This window comes from Streptomyces sp. SID14478, from assembly GCF_010548525.1.
Classification (GTDB): domain Bacteria; phylum Actinomycetota; class Actinomycetes; order Streptomycetales; family Streptomycetaceae; genus Streptomyces.
Genome location: NZ_JAAGMG010000763.1, coordinates 1 through 4,485, shown reverse-complemented (window position 1 = coordinate 4,485; position 4,485 = coordinate 1). Strand labels below are relative to the sequence as shown.

Below are 4,485 nucleotides of genomic sequence, written 5' to 3'. Positions count from 1 at the left end.
GACGGATCTGGAGGCAGGCGCCCACCCGCCCGCCGGCCCGGAACCCGCCGGGCAGCAGCCCGACGACGACGGCGCGGCCGTGCCCGACCCGGCCGCGGGCGTCGTAGGCGATGCCGTCGCCCTCGCTCAGGTCGAAGAGCAGGGTGACGGACGGATGCACGACCATGCTGATGTCCACGGGTGCGGGGACACGCTGGCTGAACCCCGCCATGCTGACCCCCGGCAGCCGGAGCGCCGGGGGCGGCACCGAGATGTCCATCGCGTCCCAGTCGGGCGTCGTCCCGATCGGCAGCATGTGACCAGTCTAGGTTTCAGTGCGTCGCGACGAAGTCGAGCAGCAGTGCGCAGGTCGCATCGGGGGCTTCCAGGAGCGGGAGGTGCCCGACGTCGGGCAGCATCTCCACGCGTGCGTGGGGCACCGTCTTGTACCTGTGGGCCGACGCGGGGTCCCAGCGCGGGTCGGCCGCCCCGAAGATCACCAGCACCGGGATGCCGAGCGGGGCGAGACGCTCGGGCACGTTCCGCTCGGCGATGTACGCGGCGTTCTCGCGCATCACCGAGCGGAACGCGCGGTACGTGATGCTCTTGACCCCGGCGATCAGGTCCTGCGGGACGTCCACCGCGCGGGCGGCCGTCTTGCTGATCCCCACCCGGATCCAGGCGTCCGAGCGCACCGACCACAGGAGCCGGCCGAGCGGCGGGCCCGTCAGGAAGCGCAGGAAGGACGGCTGCGGGAGCAGCGCGTCGAGCCGCGGTCCCGTGCTGATCATGGTCAACGACCCGACGAGGTCCGGGCGTTGCTCGGCGAGGGCGGTGGCGACGTAGCCGCCGCTGGAGTGCCCGGCCACGGGCACGTCGCGCAGGCCGAGGCCGTCGAGCAGCGCCGCCAGCGCGCGCGCCTGCGCGGGCACGTCGTAGGAGTCGGGCGGCGGGGAGTGACCGCAGCCGGGCAGATCGACCCGAATGACGTGGTGGGAGCCCGCGAGGGCCGGGACCATCGGGTCCCAGCAGCCGCCGGCGGCCCCCGATCCGTGGATGAGGAGGAGGGGCGGCGCCTGGTGCGGGCCGTCGTGGACCACGTGCATCCCCTGCGACAGTTCACGCTCGTACACACTCATACGGGCAAGGGTGCGCGGGCCGTGGGCCGCCGGTCTTGTACAAATGTCGGCCGGGCCCGGACGACTGTCGGTCCCGGGCGCGGACGTCTGTCGGTCCCGGGACGGGTTACTTCTCGATCAACTCCACCGTCCGTGCGGCAAGTTCACTGATCCGCACCCCGTCGAACCCGAACACCGCGCTGCGCACCCGGTCCTCCAGCGGCTCCTTCCACTGGTCGGGGACGGCCGCCGCCCCGCACAGCACGCCGGCGACCGAACCGGCCGTCGCCCCGTTGGAGTCCGTGTCCAGGCCGCCGCGCACCGTGAGGGTCACGGTGCGGGTGAAGTCGCCGTCGCCGTACAGGAGTCCGGCGGTGATCACGGCGGCGTTCGGGACGGTGTGGATCCAGCCGAGGCCGCCCGTCTCCTCCTCGACGGTGGCGAGGGTCTCCTCCCAGGTGAGACGGGAGTCGTGCAGTGAGACGGTGCGGCGGACGACGCGGGCCAGCCGGCTGCTGGCCGGGATCACGGTGAGCGCCGCGTCGAGGGCGGCGCGCGGCGTCGGCGCCGTGAAGGCCGCGGCCACCAGGGCCGCCGCCCACATGGCGCCGTAGACCCCGTTGCCGGTGTGCGAGAGCACCGCGTCGCGCCGGGCCAGCGAGGCGGCCCGGCGCGGCACCCCGGGACTGGTCCAGCCGAACACGTCGGCCCGGATCAGCGCGCCGATCCACTCCTGGTACGGATTGTCGTACGTCGCGGTGAGCGGCGGTTTGAGGCCGCTCGCCAGGTTGCGGTACGCCGCCCGCTCGGCCGTGAACGTCTGGAGGTAGGGCAGCCGCAACAGCCACAGCTCGCCCACCTGCTCCGTGGTGAACGAGAAGCCGTGGGTCTCCAGCAGGTGCAGGCCGAGCACCGCGTAGTCCACGTCGTCGTCCCGGCAGCTGCCGTGGATGCGTCCTCGCACACAGCGGCGCCACTCCGGCCGCAGCGCCACCTCCACGTCGTCCGACGGCGGTTCGGGCAGATAGTCGGTGAGCGGCAGGGCCTCGGCCTGCCGCAGATAGCGGTCGATGCGCTCTCGCGTCCACACCTCGCCCTGCTCGACCGGCTTGCCGAGCATGTTGCCGGCGATCCGGCCCAGCCAGCCGCCGAGCACGCGGTCGGCGAGGACGCGTTCGGTGAGCGGGGGGCTCGTAGGCGTCATGAATCCGGTCTACCCGTTTCCGTACATCAACTGACCGGAGCGGACGGAGCTGACGGTGCGCACCGCCGTCCGGTTCTCAGCCGGCCTCACTCGTCTTCCTGGTTACGGGACTTGGCGGCCCGCCTGCGCAGTCGGTGGTGGTGGACCGCGCCCGGGGCCCGGTCGGTCATCGCGTCGCCGACCATCGCCCGCACCGCGTCCCGCAGGCCGTGCAGCGCGTGCCCGCGCGCCGGCCCCGCACCCGGGTCCTCGCGCAGTTCCTTCAGCAGCGCCCAGCACAGCGCCATCATCACCACCACGAACGGCAGCGCGACCAGGATCGTCGCGCTCTGCAGCGATTCGAGGCCGCCCGCGACCAGCAGCACCGCCGCGACCGCCGCCATCAGCACGCCCCAGGTGACCACCAGCCAGGTCCGCGGATGCAGGGCGCCCCGGCTGGTGAGCGACCCCATCACCAGGGACGCCGAGTCGGCGCTCGTCACGAAGTACGTCATGACCAGGATCATCGCCACCCAGGACGTGAGCGTGCCCAGCGGCAGCGCGTCCAGCATCGCGAACAGCGACGCCTCCGCGCCCTCGGTCACCTTGGACGCCATGTCGACCTTGCCGGTGGAGTCGAGGCGGATCCCGGTGCCGCCCATCACGCAGAACCACACGACGGTCGCCCCGCTGGGCACCAGCAGGACGCCGATCAGGAACTCCCGGATGCGTCGGCCCCGCGAGATGCGGGCGATGAACGTGCCCACGAACGGCGCCCAGGACAGCCACCACGCCCAGTAGAAGATCGTCCACGACCCCAGCCACGACGCGTCCGTGAACGCGCCCGTGCGCGAGGCCATCGGCAGCAGTTCGTGCAGGAAGCCGCCGACGCCGGCCGGGATCGCGTCCAGGATGTAGACGGTCGGGCCGAGCACGAACACGAACAGCATCAGACACGCGGCGAGGACGATGTTCATGGTGCTCAGCCACTTCACGCCCTTGTTCAGGCCGGAGAAGGCGGAGCAGACGAACGCGGCGCCGAGCGCGACGATGATGATCAGCTGGACCGTCGTCGTGTTCCGCACGCCCGCCGTCAGGTCGAGTCCCGTCGCCACCTGCAGCGCGCCCACGCCGAGGCTCGTCGCCGTGCCGAAGACCGTCGCGAAGACGGCGAGGAGGTCGATGATCCGGCCCGGCCAGCCGGCCGCCCGCGCCTCGCCGATCAGCGGGACGAACACCGAACTCAGCCTGTTCCCCCGGCCCTTGCGAAAGCCCGCGTACGCGAGCGCGAGGCCCGCGATGCCGTAGATCGCCCAGGGCGTCAGCGTCCAGTGGAAGAACGAGTACTCCATCGCCACCAGCGCCGCGCCGCCGCTGCGCGGTGCGGCGCCGCTGGCCGGCGGCGGGTTGAGGTAGTGCGTGAGCGGCTCCCCGACGCCGTAGAACATCAGGCCGATGCCCATGCCCGCGCTGAACATCATCGCGATCCAGGCGAGGTTGCTGAACTCCGGCGTGGAGTCGTCGCGGCCCAGGCGGATCCGGCCGAAGCGGCTGAGCGCGAGCACCACGCACAGCACGAGGAACAGGTCCGCGGCGATCACGAAGAGCCAGGCGAAGTTGTCCAGGACCCACGACAGGGCCGTGGCCGACGCCGCGTCGAAGGACTTCTTGCCGAGGGCGGCCCAGGCGACGACGGCGAGGACCGCCACGACGCCGATGCCCACGACGGTGAGATCGGGGGAGTCGTCGAGGTGCGCGGGGTCCGGGCCGGCGCCTTCCGGGGTGGGTTGATCGATCGTTTCCGTGCTCATGGCGCCCCACTATGGTGGTAAATAGGGCGATGTATGGGCTGGGCGCGCCGTCCCGTGGGACGGACGGCCATGGGCAGCGGGGCCCTCCTGCGGTTATGGTCGCAGCGGCGCGACTGCCTTGACGCGAGCAAGGCCCGAACAGCAAGGGGAGCAAGGTGGCGGACGCTGCACAGGCCGCGCGGCACGTGTTGATCGCGGCGGACAAGTTCAAGGGGTCGCTCACCGCGGTGCAGGTCGCACAGCGTGTGACGGCGGGGCTGCGCCGGGTCGCGCCCGACGTCGAGATCGCCTCCGTGCCGGTCGCGGACGGCGGCGACGGCACCGTCGCGGCCGCCGTCGCCGCAGGCTTCGAGCGCCGTGAGGTGCGGGTCACCGGACCGCTCGGCGAGCCGGT

4 protein-coding genes and 1 pseudogene are annotated in these 4,485 nt (G+C 72.3%); 1 reads left to right on the top strand and 4 read right to left on the bottom strand.

Annotation, left to right across the window (positions count from 1 at the left end; all coding sequences use genetic code 11):
- The 4 genes and pseudogenes from G3I40_RS25155 to G3I40_RS25140 form a co-directional block, all read right to left on the bottom strand.
- Nucleotides 1–295: pseudogene (locus G3I40_RS25155) on the bottom strand (AraC family transcriptional regulator); the annotation flags it as partial.
- A 16-nt stretch (nt 296–311) separates the two neighbouring features.
- Nucleotides 312–1,118: an alpha/beta hydrolase gene (locus tag G3I40_RS25150; RefSeq protein ID WP_239091929.1), complete on the bottom strand. Its 807-nt coding sequence runs from the start codon at nt 1,116–1,118 to the stop codon at nt 312–314.
- A 106-nt stretch (nt 1,119–1,224) separates the two neighbouring features.
- The gene (locus G3I40_RS25145) at nt 1,225–2,301 is read right to left on the bottom strand and encodes an ADP-ribosylglycohydrolase family protein (protein ID WP_164304395.1); all 1,077 of its coding nucleotides are present in this window, start codon (nt 2,299–2,301) and stop codon (nt 1,225–1,227) included.
- An 86-nt stretch (nt 2,302–2,387) separates the two neighbouring features.
- Nucleotides 2,388–4,091: a BCCT family transporter gene (locus G3I40_RS25140; protein WP_164304394.1), complete on the bottom strand. Its 1,704-nt coding sequence runs from the start codon at nt 4,089–4,091 to the stop codon at nt 2,388–2,390.
- A gap of 155 nt (nt 4,092–4,246) precedes the next feature.
- Here G3I40_RS25140 and G3I40_RS25135 point away from each other — a divergent pair.
- Nucleotides 4,247–4,485 (top strand): glycerate kinase (locus G3I40_RS25135; RefSeq protein WP_164304393.1); only part of this gene is annotated, 239 nt, incomplete at its 3' end.

What these genes read in the sequence shown, in the direction of transcription:
- G3I40_RS25145 (WP_164304395.1), bottom strand. Translation starts at nt 2,301, where the DNA reads ATGACGCCTACGAGCCCCCCGCTCACCGAACGCGTCCTCGCCGACCGC.
- G3I40_RS25140 (WP_164304394.1), bottom strand. Translation starts at nt 4,091, where the DNA reads ATGAGCACGGAAACGATCGATCAACCCACCCCGGAAGGCGCCGGCCCG.
- G3I40_RS25150 (WP_239091929.1), bottom strand. Translation starts at nt 1,118, where the DNA reads ATGAGTGTGTACGAGCGTGAACTGTCGCAGGGGATGCACGTGGTCCAC.